Here is a 16,150-nt window from a genome sequence, read left to right as displayed (position 1 = left end):
TGCAGAACGCGATGCCAGCATGGCCAGCTGTGACTTTGTACGGCCAATTCGCCGACGGACCGTTCTTCGAGGACCTGCACGTCGGGCAGGTGTTCGACTCGGCCCCCTCGATGACGCTGACGCCGGGCGTCGCGGCAGCCCACCAGGCCATCCTCGGGGATCGGCTGCGTCTCCCGCTCGACGCCGAGCTGTCGGCCGGCGTCACCGGCGCCACCGCCGCGCTGGCCCACCCCGGATTGGTCTGCGACGTCGCGATCGGGCAGTCCACGCTGGTCACCCAGCGGGTCAAGGCCAACCTGTTCTACCGCGGGCTGCGCTTCTACCGCTTCCCGATCCTCGGGGACACGCTGTTCACCCGTACCGAGGTGGTCGGACTCAAGCAGAACTCCGCGAAGCCCGGCCGGGCGCCGACCGGGCTGGCCGCGTTGCGGATGACGACCATCGACGGTGTCGGGCGGTTGGTGCTCGACTTCTACCGGTGCGCGATGCTGCCGCTGCGCTCCGACGGCGTCGACACCGGCCACGACGACGACCTCGCGGCGGTCGGTGCCGACCTCGGGCCCGCTCCCGACCCGACCGCCGACTGGGATGCCGAGGCCTACCGCGCGCGGGTGGCCGGCCCGCATTTCGATCCGGCGTTGGCCGGCGCGGTGGGGCACAGCACCGCCGACGTGGTGAGCAGTGCGCCCGAGTTGGCCCGGTTGTCGATGAACATCGCTGCCACCCACCATGATTCGCGGGTCGCCGGGCAGCGCCTGGTCTACGGCGGGCACACCATCGGTCTGGCGTTGGCGCAGGCCTGCCGGCTGCTGCCCAATCTGGTGACGGTGCTGGGTTGGCAGTCATGTGATCACACCGGCCCGGTCCACGAGCAGGACACGCTCTACAGCGAGCTGACCGTCGAACGCGCCGAGCCGTCGGCCCCGGGTCGCGGCGGGGTGTTGCACCTGCGTTCGGTCGTGTTCGCAGTGGCCGAGGGTGGCGCCGGTGACGGGGCCGCCGACCGGCAGGTGCTGGACTGGCGGTTCACCGCGCTGATGTTCTGAACACCGCGTTCGGACACAATGGACACAATGGATCCGTGACCGCACTGACCGTCCCCGGCGCCGTGGTGGAACGCGCGCGCGCCACCGCGCGGGAAGTCGCCGCGATGGGCGGATCCGACGTCGACGCCCGTGTCCTGCTGACCGGGCGGGCGGCGCTGCTGGACTTGCCGGGCCCGGGTCGCATCTCGGCCGGCGGTGCGACGCGGATGCTGCGCGGGCCCGACGGGTGGTGCGCGCTGACGCTGTCGCGTCCCGACGACGTCGACACAGTGCCGGCGCTCGTCGACGCCGACTCCGTCGAGGACCCGTGGGGCGCGGTGGCGCGGCGGGTCCGCGAGACCGGCGTGGTGGCGTTCGCGCAGCGCGCCCGGTTGCTCGGGCTGCCGGTCGGGGTGCACGGGGAAGCCGAGCCGGGCCCGCCGGTGGTGACACGGCTGGGGGAGCCCGGGGCCGGGCCGCCGGCCGACACGTTGATCGTCGATCTGTCGTCGATGTGGGCGGGCCCGCTGTGCGCGTCGCTGCTGGCCGGCGCCGGAGCCACGGTGGTCAAGGTGGAGAGCGTGTCCCGGCCCGACGGCACCCGCGCCGGCCCGCGGTCCTTCTTCGACTGGGTCAACGGCGGAAAGCTGTCCTATTGCGCAGATTTCGCGCATCCCGCCGGTCTGCGCGCACTGTTGGCCGCCGCCGACATCGTCATCGAGTCCTCCCGGCCGCAGGCGCTGGTGCGTCGCGGGTTGGGACCGCACCAGGTGCCGGCGCGCCCCGGCCGGGTGTGGCTGCGCATCACCGGGCACGGCGTCGACGGACCCCGCGCGGACTGGGTGGCCTTCGGTGACGACGCCGCCGTGGCCGGCGGATTGACCTGCGGTGCCGCCGATGCGCCACAGTTCTGCGGCGACGCGATCGCCGACCCGCTGACCGGGTTGCACGCCGCGCACGCGGTGCTGACGTCCCGCCGGCGCGGGGGTGGGGAGTTGGTCGACATCGCGATGGCGGCGGTGGCCGCCGGGTACGCGCCACTGGCCCGGGCCGGCGGCGTCGAACCCGCTGTGGCTCCCAGCGTTTCGCGAACCGCTGCGGAACTCGGAGCCGACAACGACGCCGTGGATCGGATCGTCGCGCGGCGGTTGGCCGGGGCGTGCTGATCACCCGCGCCACCCTGCTCGACGGCACGCGCACCGACATCCGCGCGGACCGGCGGATCGTGGCGATGGCCGCCGAGATACCGCCGTTGCCTGGCGAACTCGTCCACGACGCCGCGGGCGGCACGGTGATCCCGGGACTGCATGATCACCACCTGCATGTGCGGGCGGCGGCCGCGGCGGCGGCGTCGGTGCGGGTCGGTCCCGAGGATGTCGCCGACGCCGGCCACCTGGGGCGGGTGCTGGTCACCCGTGCGCCCGACCGCGACGGCTGGGTGCGTGCCGTCGGCTACCACGAGGCCGCCGCGGGACCGTTGGATCGGTCCGTCCTCGACGCCCTGTGTCCGACTGTCCCGGTGCGAATCCAGCACCGCAGCGGCGTGCAGTGGTTCGTGAACTCGGCGGGCCTGGCCCGGTTGGGCCTGGCCGGTCACCCCGACGGGGTGCTGTCCAGCGCCGACCCGCGCTGGTCGGCTGCGCTGCAGCGCGCGCAGCTGGATGTGACGGCGTTCGGGGAGTTGCTCAGCTCGTTCGGTGTCACCGGAATCACCGATGCCACACCGGATCTCGACGACGCCGGGCTGGTCGGCGAGCTGCGTCAGAGCCTGTGGGTGCTGGCGCCGGGGAAACGCATCCTGCACGACGACGCCCTCGACCTCGACGAGCTCACCGGCTGGATCGCCGAACGCCACGCCGGGGACATACCGGTGGCGCTGCACTGCGTGACGGCAGCGCAGCTGGTCGTGGCGTTGGAGGCGCTGCGCTGCGCGGGTCGCCACCGGTTCGACCGGATCGAGCATGCCGCCGTCGTCCCCGATGGCAGCATGGCTCTGCTGGCGGCCGGCGGCGCGACCGTCGTCACCCAGCCCAACTTCGTGGCCGAGCGCGGCGACGAGTACCTGACCGATGTGCCCGAAGCCGAGCACCATGAGCTGTGGCGGGTGGCGTCACTGCGGCGCGCCGGTGTCGCGGTGGCCCTGTCCACCGATGCGCCGTTCGGCCGGCCGGACCCGTGGGCGGCGATGCGGGCGGCGGTCTATCGGCGTACTCCGTCGGGCGCCGTTCTCGGTGCGGCCGAACGAATCTCGCCGGCCGACGCGCTGACCCTGTTCACCGGGGAGCCGCAGCGCCCCGCCGTCCCGCGCACCGTGACCGTCGGCGCGGCCGCGGACCTGTGCCTGCTGTCCACGCCGCCGGACGAAACGCTGGCCGAACTCGACGCCGGGATGGTCGCGGCGACGGTCATCGCCGGTGAGGTGGTCTACCGGCGGGACTGACCGCGCGAGACCGACCGGATCACGCCGCCGCGGGAGCGGCGAACACGTCGCGCAGCAGCGCGCACTGGCTGGCGAAGAACTTCCGCGACACCGACGCCTTCGGGGCGATGCCGTCGAAGCCGTGGAACGCGCCGTCGACGATCATCACCTCGCAGCGCACGCTCGCGTCGCGCAGCCGCTGCGCGTAGGCCACGTCCTCGTCGTGAAAGAGGTCCAGCGTTCCGACGCCGATCCATGCCGGCGGCAGCCCGGCCAGGTCGGTGCGGCGGGCCGGGACCGCTACATCGCGGTCGGCGTCCTTGAGGTAGGCCGACCAGCCGAATTTGTTGCTGGACTGGTTCCACAGCCGATGGCCCGGATGGTCGAGATCCGTGCGCTCCACCGTGCGGTCGTCGAGCATCGGGTAGACGAGAAGCTGTGCGGCGACGTCGATCTCGCCGCGATCTCGGGCCAGCAGCGCCAGCGCGGCCGCGAGCCCGCCGCCGGCGCTCGCGCCCCCGATCGCCACCCGCGCGGGGTCGACGGCGGGCAGCGCCCGCATCCAGCGCAGCGCGGTGTAGCAGTCCTCCAGCGGAGTCGGATACGGGTGTTCGGGTGCCAACCGGTAGTTGACTGCGACCACGGTCGCGCCGAGTTCGTCGGCGAACCGCCGGCACAGCACGTCATCCTGGGCGGCATCGCCGATGACGTAGCCACCGCCGTGGATCCACAGCAGCGCGGGACCGGTTCCGGTCGCGCGCGCCGGCCGGTGCAGGCGCACCTCGACCCCGGAGGACAGGGTCAGGGCCTCGGCGGCGTCGCGGGCGTTACGCCACATCAACCGGCTCGCCGCCCGCACGAACGGCAGCGTCGTCGGGTTGATCATCTGTTTGGGCAGCAGGCGCGCACTGCGGCGCAGCTCGGGGTGAAACTCCACTTTCGGCACCCGCCCAGTATGCGGACGGCGTCGTGGCGCCGGGGACATGTCGGTCACTTCAGCAGCGGGTCGCGCGGCAGGCCGAGGATGCGCTCGGCGATGGTGTTGCGGGTGATCTCGGAGGTGCCGCCGGCGATCGTCATCGCCCGGTTGCCCAGGTAGGCCAGCGTCAGGTGCTCGTTCGCTCCGGTGACCGCGGCAACGCCGGTCAGGTCGAGCGCCAGCTCGGTCAGCCGCTGACCCGACTCGGCGACCAGCAGCTTGGTGACGTTGCCCTCCGGCCCGGGTTCGGCCCCCGAGATGGCCCGGGTGGCGCGACGCAGGTTCAACAGCTTCAGCGTGTGCAGCTCGGCGAGCACCTCGGCGGCGCGCCGCACCTGCGTGTCGCCATCGGGCGCGCGATCGAGCAACCCCACCAGGTCGGCCGGGGCGACGGCGGTCGGTGCGCCGGACCCGCCGCCGATCGACACGCGCTCGTTGCCCAGCGTCGCGCGCGCGACCAGCCAGCCCTTGTTCACGTCGCCGACGACGTCGGAGTCCGGCACGAACACGTCGTCGAAGAACACCTCGTTGAAGTGGGAGTCACCGGTGATGCCGCGCAGCGGGTTGACGGTGACGCCGTCGGCGGACATGTCGATCGCCATCATCGTCACGCCGGCGTGCTTGGGCGCGTCGAAGTCGGTGCGCACCGTCGCCAGCCCCCACTGGCACATGTGCGCCAGGCTGGTCCACACCTTCTGCCCGGTGACTCGCCAGCCCCCGTCGACCTTCTTGGCCGCCGTGCGCACCGCAGCCGCGTCCGAACCCGCGCCGGGTTCAGAGAACAACTGGCACCACATCACCTCGCCGCGCAGCACCGGCTCCACCCACCGCTCGCGCTGCTCGTCGGTACCGGCCTGGGCGATGGTCAGGGCGACCCAGCCGGTGATGCCCATGTCGGCGCGGGGGATGTCGGAGAACTCTTCTTCGATCACCAACTGCTCGAGGACGTCGGCGCCACGGCCCCAGGGTCGCGGCCAGTGCGGGACGAAGTACCCCGACTCGACCAGCGCGTCGCGTTGCCGCTCGGCCGGCAGCCCGGCAATCCGCTGTGCCGCCTCGCGCGCCTGGCTGCGGTACTCGTCGGCCTCCGGGGGCAGCGAGAACGACGCCCCGTGTGCCTGTCCGGCGCGCTGCAGGTCGACGATGTCGAAGGCCGGGTCGGCGCCGGCGGCCAGCAGCGCCGCCAGCGTCCGACCGCGCCGCAAGTACAGGTGCGCGTCATGCTCCCAGGTGAAGCCGATACCACCGTGCAGCTGGATGTTGTTCTGCACGTTGAAGATTGCGGCGCGCGAGGCCAGCAGCGCGGCGACCGCGGCGGCGAACTCGGCCTCGTCCAGGTCGTCGGAGCGCGCCGCGTCCCAGATCGCGGCGGTGGCGGTCTCGGCAGCGACCAGCATGTTGGCAGCGTGGTGTTTGACCGCCTGGAAAGTGCCGATGGTGCGGCCGAACTGCTCGCGGACCTTGGCGTAGCCGACCGCCATGTCCAGCGTGGCCCATGCGACGCCGACGGCCTCGGCGGCGGCCAGGATCCGGAACACCACCCGGGCGCGCCGGGCCGCCCCGCGCAACACGCGGTCGGCGGGCAGCGCGACGCCGGAGAGTTCGACCCGGCCCAGCGTGCGGGTGGTGTCCAGGGAATTCAGCGGGGTCACCGACACCCCGTCGGCGTGGCGGTCCACGACCGCCACGTCGTCGCCGGCGAGCAGGACCAGGATGTCGGCGTCCGGCGCGCCCAGAACCGCCTCGTCGACGCCGGTGACCTGCAGGTCGTCGCCGGCGGTCACCGTGCCGGCCGGGCCGACGCCGGCGATGGTTTCCCCGCTGGTCAGCCCCGGAAGCAGGGCGCCGCGGAGGTCGCCGTCCGCGCATCGGTCGAGGACCACGGCGGCGACCGCGGTGGGCAGGAACGGACCGGGACACAACCGGCGGGCCTGGCATTCGGCCACCACCGCCAACTCGGACAGGCCGAAGCCGGAACCGCCGTGCTCCTCGCCGACCGCCAGCCCGAGCCAGCCCAGTTCCGTTGCTGCCGACCAGATTTCGGGTGGATGAGCTTCCCTGTCCGCGAGGGTCGCACGGGCCTTGCCCAGGGCGTCGAGGCGGTCGAGCTGGCCGGCCGCGGCGTCGGCGAGGGCCAGATGGTCGTCGGTGATCGCAAGCGCAGACTTGTTCACGCCGCTGAACCTACCGACGCCGCGCACCGCAAGACCGGAGAGCGTCAGATGTGACTGGCATCACAAATTGACTACAGCCGAAAAATGAGTAGACAACTTCGTCCAGATTGTCCGTTTGGGATCTGATTCCGGGGGTACGGTAAGCGCCATGACGGAACGACCGGATGTCCGGTACCCCGGCCCTACTTTGACAACCCGCCTGCAATGGCTGCGGAAGGCCGGCCCGTCGGACTTCATGCTGGCTGCCAGCGTCGCATCCGCCTCGTTGCCCGTGATTGGCAAACATCTCGAGCCGCTCGGCGCGCTCGCTGCGGCGGCGATCTGGGGGGCGCGGCACGCTCCCGACTTCGTCAACGCGACGACGAAGTCGCTGCTGACCCCCGGCGATCCGAAACTCAAGCAGTCCCAGCGTGACTGCACCAACTCCGTCACCCAGGCGGCTCTGCGCAGCATCGTCAACCCGAAGGATCTGGAGATCGAGTGGCCGGCTGCCGAGCGCACCCCGCCGCTGTGGCGGATGCGTGACCACCGCCGCCACGTGCACAAGACCTCGGTGCGGTACGGCCCGCGGCCCTCCCAGCTGCTCGATGTGTGGCGGCGCGACGACCTGCCCGCCCATCCCGCGCCGGTGATGATCTTCGTTCCCGGTGGGGCATGGGTGCACGGCAGCCGGATGCTGCAGGGCTACGCGTTGATGTCGCATCTGGCGCAGCAGGGCTGGGTGTGCCTGTCCATCGACTACCGCGTCTCGCCGCACCACCGCTGGCCTGCCCACATCGCCGACGTCAAGACGGCGATCGCCTGGGCGCGGGCCAATGTGGACCGCTTCGGTGGCGACCGTAACTTCGTTGCGGTGGCCGGAACCTCGGCCGGCGGGCATCTGGCCGCGCTGGCCGGGTTGACCGCCAACGATCCCGAATTCCAGGACGAGCTGCCCGAGGGTTCCGACACGTCGGTCGACGCCGTCGTCGGGATCTACGGCCGGTACGACTGGGAGGACAAGTCCACCGTCGAGCGGGTGCGCTTCGTCGATTTCCTCGAGCGCGTCGTGGTCAAGCGGTCCATCGACAAGCATCCCGACGTGTTCCGCAAGGCCTCGCCGATCGCCCAGGTGCATCCGGACGCCCCGCCGTTCCTGGTGGTGCACGGCACCGGAGACAGCGTGATCCCCGTCGCGCAGGCACGCAGCTTCGTCGAACGAATGCGCGACGTGTCCCGCTCGGTGGTCGGTTACGTCGAGCTACCCGGCGCCGGGCACGGCTTCGACATGACCGACGGTGCCCGCACCGGCGCCATGTCGACCGCAATCGGCTTGTTCCTCAACCACATTCACCGAAACTACAGCCTCGTCGGTAACAAAGAGGTTATATAGACGCCTCCCCGAGCAGGAGGTGTTGGCGTGAAGAGGCTCCGCGGCTGGGACGCTGTGCTGCTGTACAGCGAAACGCCGAACGTGCACATGCACACGTTGAAACTGGCGGTCGTCGAACTCGACGACCTCGGTGGGGCCACCTTCGGTGTCGAGGAGCTGCGCAAGGTCATCCACAGCCGGCTCTACAAGCTCGATCCGTTCCGCTGGGAACTGGTCGACATTCCGTTCAAGTTCCACCATCCGATGTGGCGGGAGAACGCCGAAGTCGACTTGGAGTACCACGTCCGCCCCTATCGCGTCGAGGCTCCGGGCGGTCGACGCCAACTCGACGAGGCGGTCGGCCGGATCGCCAGCACGCCGCTGGACCGCAGCCGGCCGCTGTGGGAGATGTACCTGATCGAGGGTCTGGCCAACGGGCGCATCGCCGTGCTCGGCAAGATCCACCACGCCCTGGCCGACGGTGTCGCCTCGGCGAACCTGCTGGCCCGCGGGATGGACCTGCAGGCCGGACCCGATGGTGACCGCGACTCCTACGTCACCGAGCCGCCGCCGTCCAAAGGCGAGCTGGTCCGGACCGCATTCGTCGACCACCTGCGCCAGATCGGCAAGATCCCGTCCACCATGGCCTACACCGCCCAGGGGGTGCGCCGGGTGCGGCAGAGCCCGCACAAGCTGTCGCCGGAGCTGACCCGACCGTTCACCCCGCCGCCGTCGTTCATGAACCACATGCTCGACTCGACGCGCAAATTCGCCACGGCCACTTTGGCTTTGGCCGATGTGAAGCAGACCGGCAAGAAGCTCGGCGTGACGATCAACGACATGGTGCTGTCGATGTCGGCCGGCGCGTTGCGCACCCTGCTGCTGCGCCACGACGGTCACGCCGACCATCCGCTGCTGGCCTCGGTTCCGGTCAGCTTCGATTTCTCACCCGACCGCATCTCCGGCAACTACTTCACCGGCGTGCTGGTCAGCCTGCCCGTCGACGTCGAGGACCCGCTCGAGCGGGTGCGCGCCGCCCACGACGCCGCCGCGGCGGGCAAGGAGAGCAACAACCTGATCGGCCCGGAACTGGTCAGCCGCTGGTCGGCGTACCTGCCGCAGGCGCCCGCCGAAGCGCTGTTCCGGTGGTTGTCCAGCCGCGACGGCCAGAACAAGGTGATGAACCTGCCGATCTCCAACGTGCCCGGACCCCGGGAACGGGCCCGCGTCGGTGGTGCGCTGGTCACCGAGATCTACTCGGTCGGCCCGCTCACCGCGGGCAGCGGACTCAACATCACGGTGTGGAGTTATGTCGACCAGCTCAACATCTCGGTGCTCTCGGACGGCAAGACCCTCGAGGACCCGCACGAGCTGACCGACGCGATGGTCGATGCCTTCCGCGAAATCCGCGCCGCCGCAGGACTTTCCACGGAGCTGACGGTCGTGGAAACCGCTATGGCCCCATAGTCGGCTGGCTCGTCCGTGCGCACCCGCCGGGCCGCCGCGGCCGTACCCTCGGTGTCACCCTGGTGGCGGTACCGCTGCAGATAGCGCGCGAAGGCGCGCCGGTCCTGGTCGCCGCGGATCGGGTCCAGGCCCAACACGATGTCGCTCTGCGGGTCGGCCACCGCGATCTGACGCCGGCGCAACCACACACAACCGACGGCCGACGCCCACGCGGCGGCCATCGCCGATCCCAGGGCCGGGGCGAACGCGGCGCCGTAGGCCAGCGACGCGACGAACAAACCGAGGAAGACGAATCCGACCAACGTCAACACATACGCGAGCACCGGCCACGGGGTGCTCTTCAGCAATCTCTGCACGACAACCTCCTGACAAAACGCTACACGTAGCGTAGCGCTACGCCTAGTGTAGCGTCAGCGGTGCCGGGGTTGTTCCCGTGGCCGTGAGGAGGGCTTCGATGGCCGCAGCACGCGACGCGATCGACGAGCGGATCCACGCCGCAGCGCTGGAACTGCTGCGCGCCCGCGGACCCCGCGCGGTGACCATGCAGGCCGTCACCGAGGCGACCGGCATCGCGAAGACCACGCTGTACCGGCGCCACCCCAACCGGCGCGCGCTGCTGACCGCGGCGCTGGCGGGGCTGGTCGTGCGCCCGTCCGTCCCGGCGGGCGCCGATGCCGAAGAACGCATGCGCTGGGCGATCGCGCAGTCGGTCGACGTGATCACCCACGGTATCGGCGCCGGCGGATTCGCGGCGCTGCTGACCGACGAGGATCCGGACTTCAGCGACGCGTTCCGGGCCATCCTCGGGGCCCACCGCGCCCAGGCCGTCGAGGCGCTGGGCTGCGATGACGCCGACGGCGACACGATGATCGACATGATCGTCGGCAGCTACATCGCCGAGCTTGCGCGCACCGGGTCCGTCGACGACAGCTGGGTCGCCCGTGTCGCCGCGATCCTCGGGCGGTCAGCGAGCCGCTGAGTTCCGCTGTGCGCTCTCGTGCCGAGCCGCCTGGCGCAACCCCTGCACCCAGGACAGGAACTCCTCGATCGCCTGCGCGGTGTAGTGCGCACGCGGGGAGCCGTAATAGAAGTCGAACGCGTGCTGCGCGTGCGGGATCTCGGCGTACACCACCGGTCCGGTCGAGACCTCCTGCAGGGCCTCGGCGAACTCGCGGCCCTCGGGCACCGGGATGATCGAGTCGTCCTGACCGTGCAGGATGAAGAACGGCGGAGCGTCGGGGCGCACCCGGTACAGCGGCGACGCGTCGGCGTAGATCTGCCGGTTGCTGGTGATCGGCTTCTTGACCACCAAGCGCTGCAGGAACGCGATGAACTCGCGGCGTCCGCTGCCGCGGGCCGATACCCAGTCGTAGCGACCGTAGACCGGCACCGCCGCCACAACCGAGGTGTCGGCGTCCTCGAACCCGGGCTGATACTGCGGATCGTCGGCGGTCAGCGCGACCAGCGAGGTCAGATGCCCGCCGGCGGATCCGCCGGAGACCGCGACGAAGTCGGGATCGCCGCCGTAGTCGGCGATGTTCTCCTTGATCCAGGCCAGCGCCCGCTTGACGTCGACGATGTGGTCGGGCCACGAATGCCGGGGGCTGACCCGGTAGTCGATCGACACGCACACCCAGCCGTGCTCGGCCAGGTGGCTCAGCAACGGGTAGGCCTGTGGCCGACGCATACCGATCGCCCATGCGCCGCCCGGAATCTGCAGCAGCACCGGTGCTTTCCCGTCCCGGGGCAGGTCGGCCCGGCGCCAGATGTCGGCGTGGTTGACCGACGGGTGCGGCCCGTAGCGCACGGTGCCGGCCTTCTCGACGTAGCGCCGGCGGATCAAGTCGTGAGGCCACACGCCGACGAGGCGTCTGCGGTCTGCCCGGGCCGCCTCGGAGATCGCCGGGTACTCGGGGCCGAGCGCCTCGCGGAGCGGATCCTCGAAATGCGGCTGCGACGACACGTTGCGGTGGTGGATCAGGTACAGCAGCGCCCAGGTGACGGCGTTGAGCAGCAACGCCAATCGTCCTCGGCCGCCGCGGAAGTCGCCGCGCAGGCCGCGACGGGCCGCGTCGAGCATCGACCCGGCCAGGTACAGCGGCGACATCTCCGACGTCGGCCACCCGAACGCGAACACCGGGATCGTCAGGTAGCCCTCGCGGGCCAACGGGCGCACGCCGTTGGCGGCATTGAGCAGTTCGACACCGGCGCGCAGCAATGGCCGGGGTTTACGCAGTCTGAACGCGATCGTGCAGATCCTTCCGTGCGATCTTTGCCGTGCCTAGCCCAGCACCGGCAGCCGACGCTCGCGCGCCAGGTCGTCGAGGGCGCGCTGCATCACCCGCCGGACGTGCGCGTCGACCTCGTCGACGTCGGGATCCTCACCGAACTCGGCGACGATGTCGATCGGCGGCAGCGCCTGCATGGTGATCTTGGTCGGCAGCGGCAGGTTGACCGGCACCACCGCCGACAGGCCGAACGGGAAGCCGAACGACACCGGCAGGATCTTGGTGCGGAAAGCCCGCGCCACCGGTCCGAGCGCCTTGGCGATCTCGGTGCCGCGGGTCAGGAACAGTTGGCTTTCCTGTCCGCCGATGCCGACCGTCGGCACGATCGGAACACCGTTGTTCAGCGCTGCACGCACGTATCCGGTGCGGCCGCCGAAGTCGATCTTGTTCGCGCTCAGCGTGGGCCGGTAGACGTCGTAGTCGCCGCCGGGGAAGACCACCACCACACCGCCGGAGCGCAACGCCTCGTCGGCGTTCTCGTGGCTGGCCGGGATGAACCCCGCCTTCTTGAAGAACTTTCCGGTCGGGCCCACCATCAGCATGTCGTGGCTGAGCGTGTAGACGGGCCGGTCGTAGCCGAACTTCTCGTAGAAGCCGCTGGCGAACACCGGCACATCCATCGCGAACAGGCCGCCGGAGTGATTGGCCACCACCAGCGCGCCACCGGCCGGGAAGTCCTCGAGACCACGCACCTCCGCGCGGTGGTACCCCTTGAGGAAGGGCCGCAGCACTCCCATCACCCGCTCGGTGAGCTCGGGGTCCCACTTGGTGATCTCGGACGGCTTGACGTCGTCGCTCACGGCGACCCCCTCGCAGGATTGGAACGTGTTCTAGTTTTCCCAGGTTACCCGCTGCTCACGGTCAGCAAAAACTGCTATGAGCAGCATCACGTGACCTTCCACGACCGGCGGGCCCGCCGTCAAGCCGGGCGTCGGGTGGAATCCTTGCCGAAACGCCCCCGCGCCCGCGGTCCGTCACCTAGGTTTTCGTATGGCTATGGCGGGACCTGGTCGGGGGATTCCGCCATAGCTGTAGGGACGCCGGGACAACAGCAGGAAATGTCATGTGCTGCGCGGCCGCGGCCGACGATACTCACCTTCCGTGAGTGACCCGTCCCGCCGTGATCGGCTCCGCGAACTCCTCGACGCGGTCACCGATGCCACCAACCACGACGTCGGCGACATGGCGCGCAGCAGCTACGCCTCGGAGTTCCACTTCTCTCGCGAGGTCCGCCGGCTGACCGGAGAGCCCCCGGCCGCACTGCGGCGGCGCATCATGCTCGAACGCGCCGCGTGGCGGCTGCAGCGCGGGGAGGCGGTCGCGGCGGTCGCCGCCGCCGAAGGCTGGTCCTCGGCCGAGGTGTTCTCTCGCGCGTTCCGCCGCATGTACGGACGGCCACCGTCGCGGGCCGGGGAGGTGCCGTTCCGCCTGCCCGCGCCCAACGGATTGCACTTCCACCCGCCGCAGTCGCTGTGGCTGGACGACGAACGCGGCATCGCGGTACCCGATGTCGCCGACCTGATGGTCACCCACGACGTCGACGACACCGCCCATCTGCTCGAGCGCGCCGCCGAACTGAGCGCGCAGCAGTGGGTGGCCGAGGTGCGGCCCGGTCAGACGGTGCTCGACTGGGACGGTGCCGAACCGAGCGTCGGCGCGGTGCTCGGTGCGATCGTGTGGACCAAACAGGTCTGGCTGGCGACGATCGCCGGGGAGGACTTCCCGGCACGAGCCGCGACGCAACCCGAACTGGTCAGCGCCGCCGAGCTGGCAGCCCACCACGACGATATCGGAAAGCGTTGGCGGGCAATGATTTCAGACCACGCGGCAGCGGGCCGGCTCGGTGACACCGTGATCGACGCGCTGTGTGACCCGCCGGAGTCGTTCCAGCTGTACGGCATCGTCGCCCACGTGTTGACCTACTCCGCGCACCGGCGTGAGCTCGCCCGCGCGATGTTGGCCGGCCACGGTGTGGACACCCGCCGTGGGGACCCGCTGGACTGGATGAGGAGCTGAGATGGCCTGTGTCTACTACACCGCCGCGAGCCTGGACGGTTACATCGTCGACGGCAACGACAGCCTGGAGTGGCTGACCTCGCGCGCCATCTCCGACGACGGGCCGTTCGCGATCGAACCGTTCGTCGCGGGGGTGGGCGCGTTGGTGATGGGCGCCACGACCTACGAGTGGATCGCCGCCAACCACCCGGGGGAGTGGATGTACAGCCAACCGTCGTGGGTGATGACGCATCGTCCGGACCTCGTCGCCGACGGGCACCCGGTGCGCCCGTTCGCCGGTTCCGCCGAGGCGCTGTACCCGGAACTGGCCGCCGCGGCGGGCACCGGCAACGTCTGGGTCGTCGGTGGCGGGCAGGTGGCGGCGCAGTTCGTCGCCGCCGGTCTGGTCGACGAGATGGTCGTCGCGTACGCGCCGTGCTCGCTGGGCGGGGGAGCACGGCTGCTGCCGATGCGCTCGGAATGGCGGCTGGCCGAGTCGGCGGTCAACGGCGACTTCGTCATCGCCCGGTGGTGCCGCGCCCCTGAGTCGTAGTCTGACCCCATGGGTCACTACAAGAGCAACATCCGCGACCTGGAGTTCAACCTGTTCGAAACCCTGGCGCTGGAGAAGGTCCTGGCCACCGGCGAGTTCGGCGACCTCGACGCGGAGTCGGTGCGCCAGATGCTCGACGAGGCGGCGCGGCTGGCCGAGGGACCGGTGGCCGAGGCGTTCGCCGAGTCCGACCGCAATCCGCCGACGTTCGACCCGACCACCCACGCGGTCACCATCCCCGAACCGTTCAAGAAGTCCTACCGCGCCTGGTACAGCGGTGAGTGGTTTCGGGTCGGGATGGCCGAGGAGATCGGCGGCGTGCCCGCGCCGGCCGTCGTCGAATGGGCGATCAACGAGTTCGTGCTCGGTGCGCAGCCCGCGGCGTTCATCTATTCGGCCGGACCGAAGATGGCCGACATCCTCTTCGGCATCGGCAATGAGCAGCAACGACATTGGGCCAAGCTGATGGTCGAGCGCAACTGGGGCGCAACCATGGTGCTCACCGAACCCGACGCCGGGTCCGATGTCGGCGCCGGCCGCACCAAAGCCGTACAGCAACCCGACGGCACCTGGCACCTCGACGGCGTGAAGCGGTTCATCACCAACGGCGACGCCGACGACCTGTACGAGAACATCATGCACGTGGTGCTGGCCCGTCCCGAGGGCGCCGGGCCCGGCACCAAGGGCCTGAGCCTGTTCATGGTGCCCAAGTTCCATTTCGACCCGCAGACCGGTGACATCGGCGAGCGCAACGGCGTCTTCGTCACCGGCCTCGAGCACAAGATGGGCCTGAAGGTCTCGTCGACCTGCGAGCTGACGTTCGGCCAGCACGGGGTGCCGGCGGTGGGCTGGCTGGTCAACGACACCCACGACGGCATCGCCCAGATGTTCCGTGTCATCGAGTATGCGCGAATGATGGTGGGTACCAAGGCGATCGCGACGCTGTCGACGGGCTACCTGAATGCGCTGGAGTACGCCAGGACCCGGGTCCAGGGTGCGGACATGACGCAGATGACCGACAAGACCGCGCCCCGGGTGACGATCATCCACCACCCCGACGTGCGACGGGCGTTGCTGACCCAGAAGGCCTACGCCGAGGGACTGCGGGCGCTGTACCTCTACACCGCCGCGCATCAGGACCACGCGGTGGCCTCGGTCGTGTCGGGTGCCGATGCGTCGATGGCCGAGCGCGTCAACGATCTGCTGTTGCCGATCGTCAAAGGCGTGGGGTCCGAGCGCGCCTACCAGTGTCTGACCGAGTCGCTGCAGACGTTCGGCGGTTCGGGCTTCCTGCAGGACTACCCGATCGAGCAGTACATCCGCGACGCCAAGATCGACTCGCTCTACGAGGGCACCACCGCCATCCAGGCCCAGGACTTCTTCTTCCGCAAGATCGCCCGCGACCGCGGCGGCGCGCTGCTGCACGTGGTCACCCAGATCAAGAAGTTCCTCGACGACGCATCGGCGCGACCGGAGCTGGCCGGCGAGCGCAAGCTGCTCGCGACCGCCGTCGACGACGTGCAGGCCATGGTCGCGACGATGACGTCGTTCCTGGTGGAGTCGCAGCAGAAGCCCAGCGAGCTCTACCGGCTGGGCCTGCAGTCGGTGCCGTTGCTGCTCGCGGTCGGCGACGCGCTGCTGGGCTGGCTGCTGCTGCACCAGGCCGAGGTCGCGCTGGCCGCCCTCGACGGCGACATCGGCGACGGTGACCGGGCGTACTACACCGGCAAGGTCGCCACCGCGCGCTTCTTCGCCAAGAACATGCTGCCGATGCTCTCGGCGCAGCGGGCGATCCTCGAGGCCGTCGACCTGACCGCCATGGACCTGGCCGAGGCGGGTTTCTAGCTCTTCGGCGCGCCGCCGAATGCACGGTTTCTGACGGTATTGAGGCGAATCCTC

The 16,150-nt window shown here is 70.3% G+C and carries 13 protein-coding genes; 9 read left to right on the top strand and 4 right to left on the bottom strand.

Features of this window, described 5'->3' with window-relative positions; all coding sequences use genetic code 11:
• Positions 1–11 precede the first annotated feature (11 nt).
• Genes G6N31_RS20205 through G6N31_RS20195 form a run of 3 tightly spaced genes read left to right on the top strand, consistent with a single transcriptional unit; the run spans position 12 to position 3,465 of the window.
• A complete protein-coding gene (locus G6N31_RS20205) occupies positions 12–1,046 on the top strand; it encodes a MaoC family dehydratase (RefSeq protein ID WP_098000324.1) in 1,035 nt (344 codons plus the stop codon).
• 35 nt (positions 1,047–1,081) lie between these two features.
• Positions 1,082–2,191 (top strand): CoA transferase, encoded by a 1,110-nt coding sequence (locus tag G6N31_RS20200; RefSeq protein WP_163722275.1) that lies wholly within the window; start codon positions 1,082–1,084, stop codon positions 2,189–2,191.
• The gene (locus G6N31_RS20195) at positions 2,185–3,465 is read left to right on the top strand and encodes an amidohydrolase family protein (protein ID WP_098000325.1); all 1,281 of its coding nucleotides are present in this window, start codon (positions 2,185–2,187) and stop codon (positions 3,463–3,465) included. Before G6N31_RS20200 ends, G6N31_RS20195 begins: the two co-directional genes overlap by 7 nt.
• 19 nt (positions 3,466–3,484) lie before the next feature.
• On the opposite strand, the gene G6N31_RS20190 is transcribed toward G6N31_RS20195, so the two are convergent.
• Positions 3,485–4,390: an alpha/beta hydrolase gene (locus G6N31_RS20190; protein ID WP_098000327.1), complete on the bottom strand. Its 906-nt coding sequence runs from the start codon at positions 4,388–4,390 to the stop codon at positions 3,485–3,487.
• Between the two features lie 44 nt (positions 4,391–4,434).
• Positions 4,435–6,597, bottom strand: a complete 2,163-nt coding sequence (locus tag G6N31_RS20185; RefSeq protein ID WP_098000614.1) for an acyl-CoA dehydrogenase family protein — start codon at positions 6,595–6,597, stop codon at positions 4,435–4,437.
• A 148-nt stretch (positions 6,598–6,745) separates the two neighbouring features.
• Between G6N31_RS20185 and G6N31_RS20180 the strand changes: the two genes are divergently transcribed.
• The 3 genes from G6N31_RS20180 (at position 6,746) to G6N31_RS20170 (ending at position 10,394) form a co-directional block, all read left to right on the top strand.
• Positions 6,746–7,969, top strand: a complete 1,224-nt coding sequence (locus G6N31_RS20180) for an alpha/beta hydrolase (RefSeq protein ID WP_098000329.1) — start codon at positions 6,746–6,748, stop codon at positions 7,967–7,969.
• A 27-nt stretch (positions 7,970–7,996) separates the two neighbouring features.
• A complete protein-coding gene (locus G6N31_RS20175; protein ID WP_098000332.1) occupies positions 7,997–9,415 on the top strand; it encodes a WS/DGAT/MGAT family O-acyltransferase in 1,419 nt (472 codons plus the stop codon).
• A 454-nt stretch (positions 9,416–9,869) separates the two neighbouring features.
• Positions 9,870–10,394 carry a TetR/AcrR family transcriptional regulator gene (locus G6N31_RS20170; RefSeq protein ID WP_098000334.1) on the top strand — a complete coding sequence of 175 codons (525 nt, stop codon included), beginning with the start codon at positions 9,870–9,872 and terminating at the stop codon, positions 10,392–10,394.
• Here the strand turns inward: G6N31_RS20170 and G6N31_RS20165 are convergent.
• Together G6N31_RS20165 and G6N31_RS20160 are read right to left on the bottom strand one after the other, a co-directional pair.
• Complete coding sequence (locus G6N31_RS20165) at positions 10,380–11,651, bottom strand: alpha/beta hydrolase (RefSeq protein ID WP_098000336.1); 1,272 nt, start codon at positions 11,649–11,651, stop codon at positions 10,380–10,382. The two genes, G6N31_RS20170 and G6N31_RS20165, sit on opposite strands and share 15 nt — an antisense overlap.
• A 45-nt stretch (positions 11,652–11,696) precedes the next feature.
• The gene (locus tag G6N31_RS20160) at positions 11,697–12,440 is read right to left on the bottom strand and encodes a 1-acyl-sn-glycerol-3-phosphate acyltransferase (RefSeq protein ID WP_234815130.1); all 744 of its coding nucleotides are present in this window, start codon (positions 12,438–12,440) and stop codon (positions 11,697–11,699) included.
• A gap of 364 nt (positions 12,441–12,804) precedes the next feature.
• Between G6N31_RS20160 and G6N31_RS20155 the strand changes: the two genes are divergently transcribed.
• Genes G6N31_RS20155 through G6N31_RS20145 form a run of 3 tightly spaced genes read left to right on the top strand, consistent with a single transcriptional unit; the run spans position 12,805 to position 16,096 of the window.
• Entirely contained in the window at positions 12,805–13,719 is a 915-nt protein-coding gene (locus G6N31_RS20155) for a helix-turn-helix domain-containing protein (RefSeq protein WP_098000340.1), read from the top strand.
• Position 13,720: 1 nt separating this feature from the next.
• Positions 13,721–14,251, top strand: a complete 531-nt coding sequence (locus G6N31_RS20150; protein WP_098000342.1) for a dihydrofolate reductase family protein — start codon at positions 13,721–13,723, stop codon at positions 14,249–14,251.
• 9 nt (positions 14,252–14,260) lie between these two features.
• On the top strand, positions 14,261–16,096 hold the full coding sequence (locus tag G6N31_RS20145) for an acyl-CoA dehydrogenase (RefSeq protein ID WP_098000344.1): 1,836 nt from the start codon (positions 14,261–14,263) through the stop codon (positions 16,094–16,096).
• Positions 16,097–16,150: the final 54 nt, after the last annotated feature.

This window comes from Mycolicibacterium duvalii (genome assembly GCF_010726645.1).
GTDB lineage: Bacteria > Actinomycetota > Actinomycetes > Mycobacteriales > Mycobacteriaceae > Mycobacterium > Mycobacterium duvalii.
Note: the sequence above shows the minus strand (reverse complement) of the source record. Positions and strands in the feature narration are given on the sequence as shown.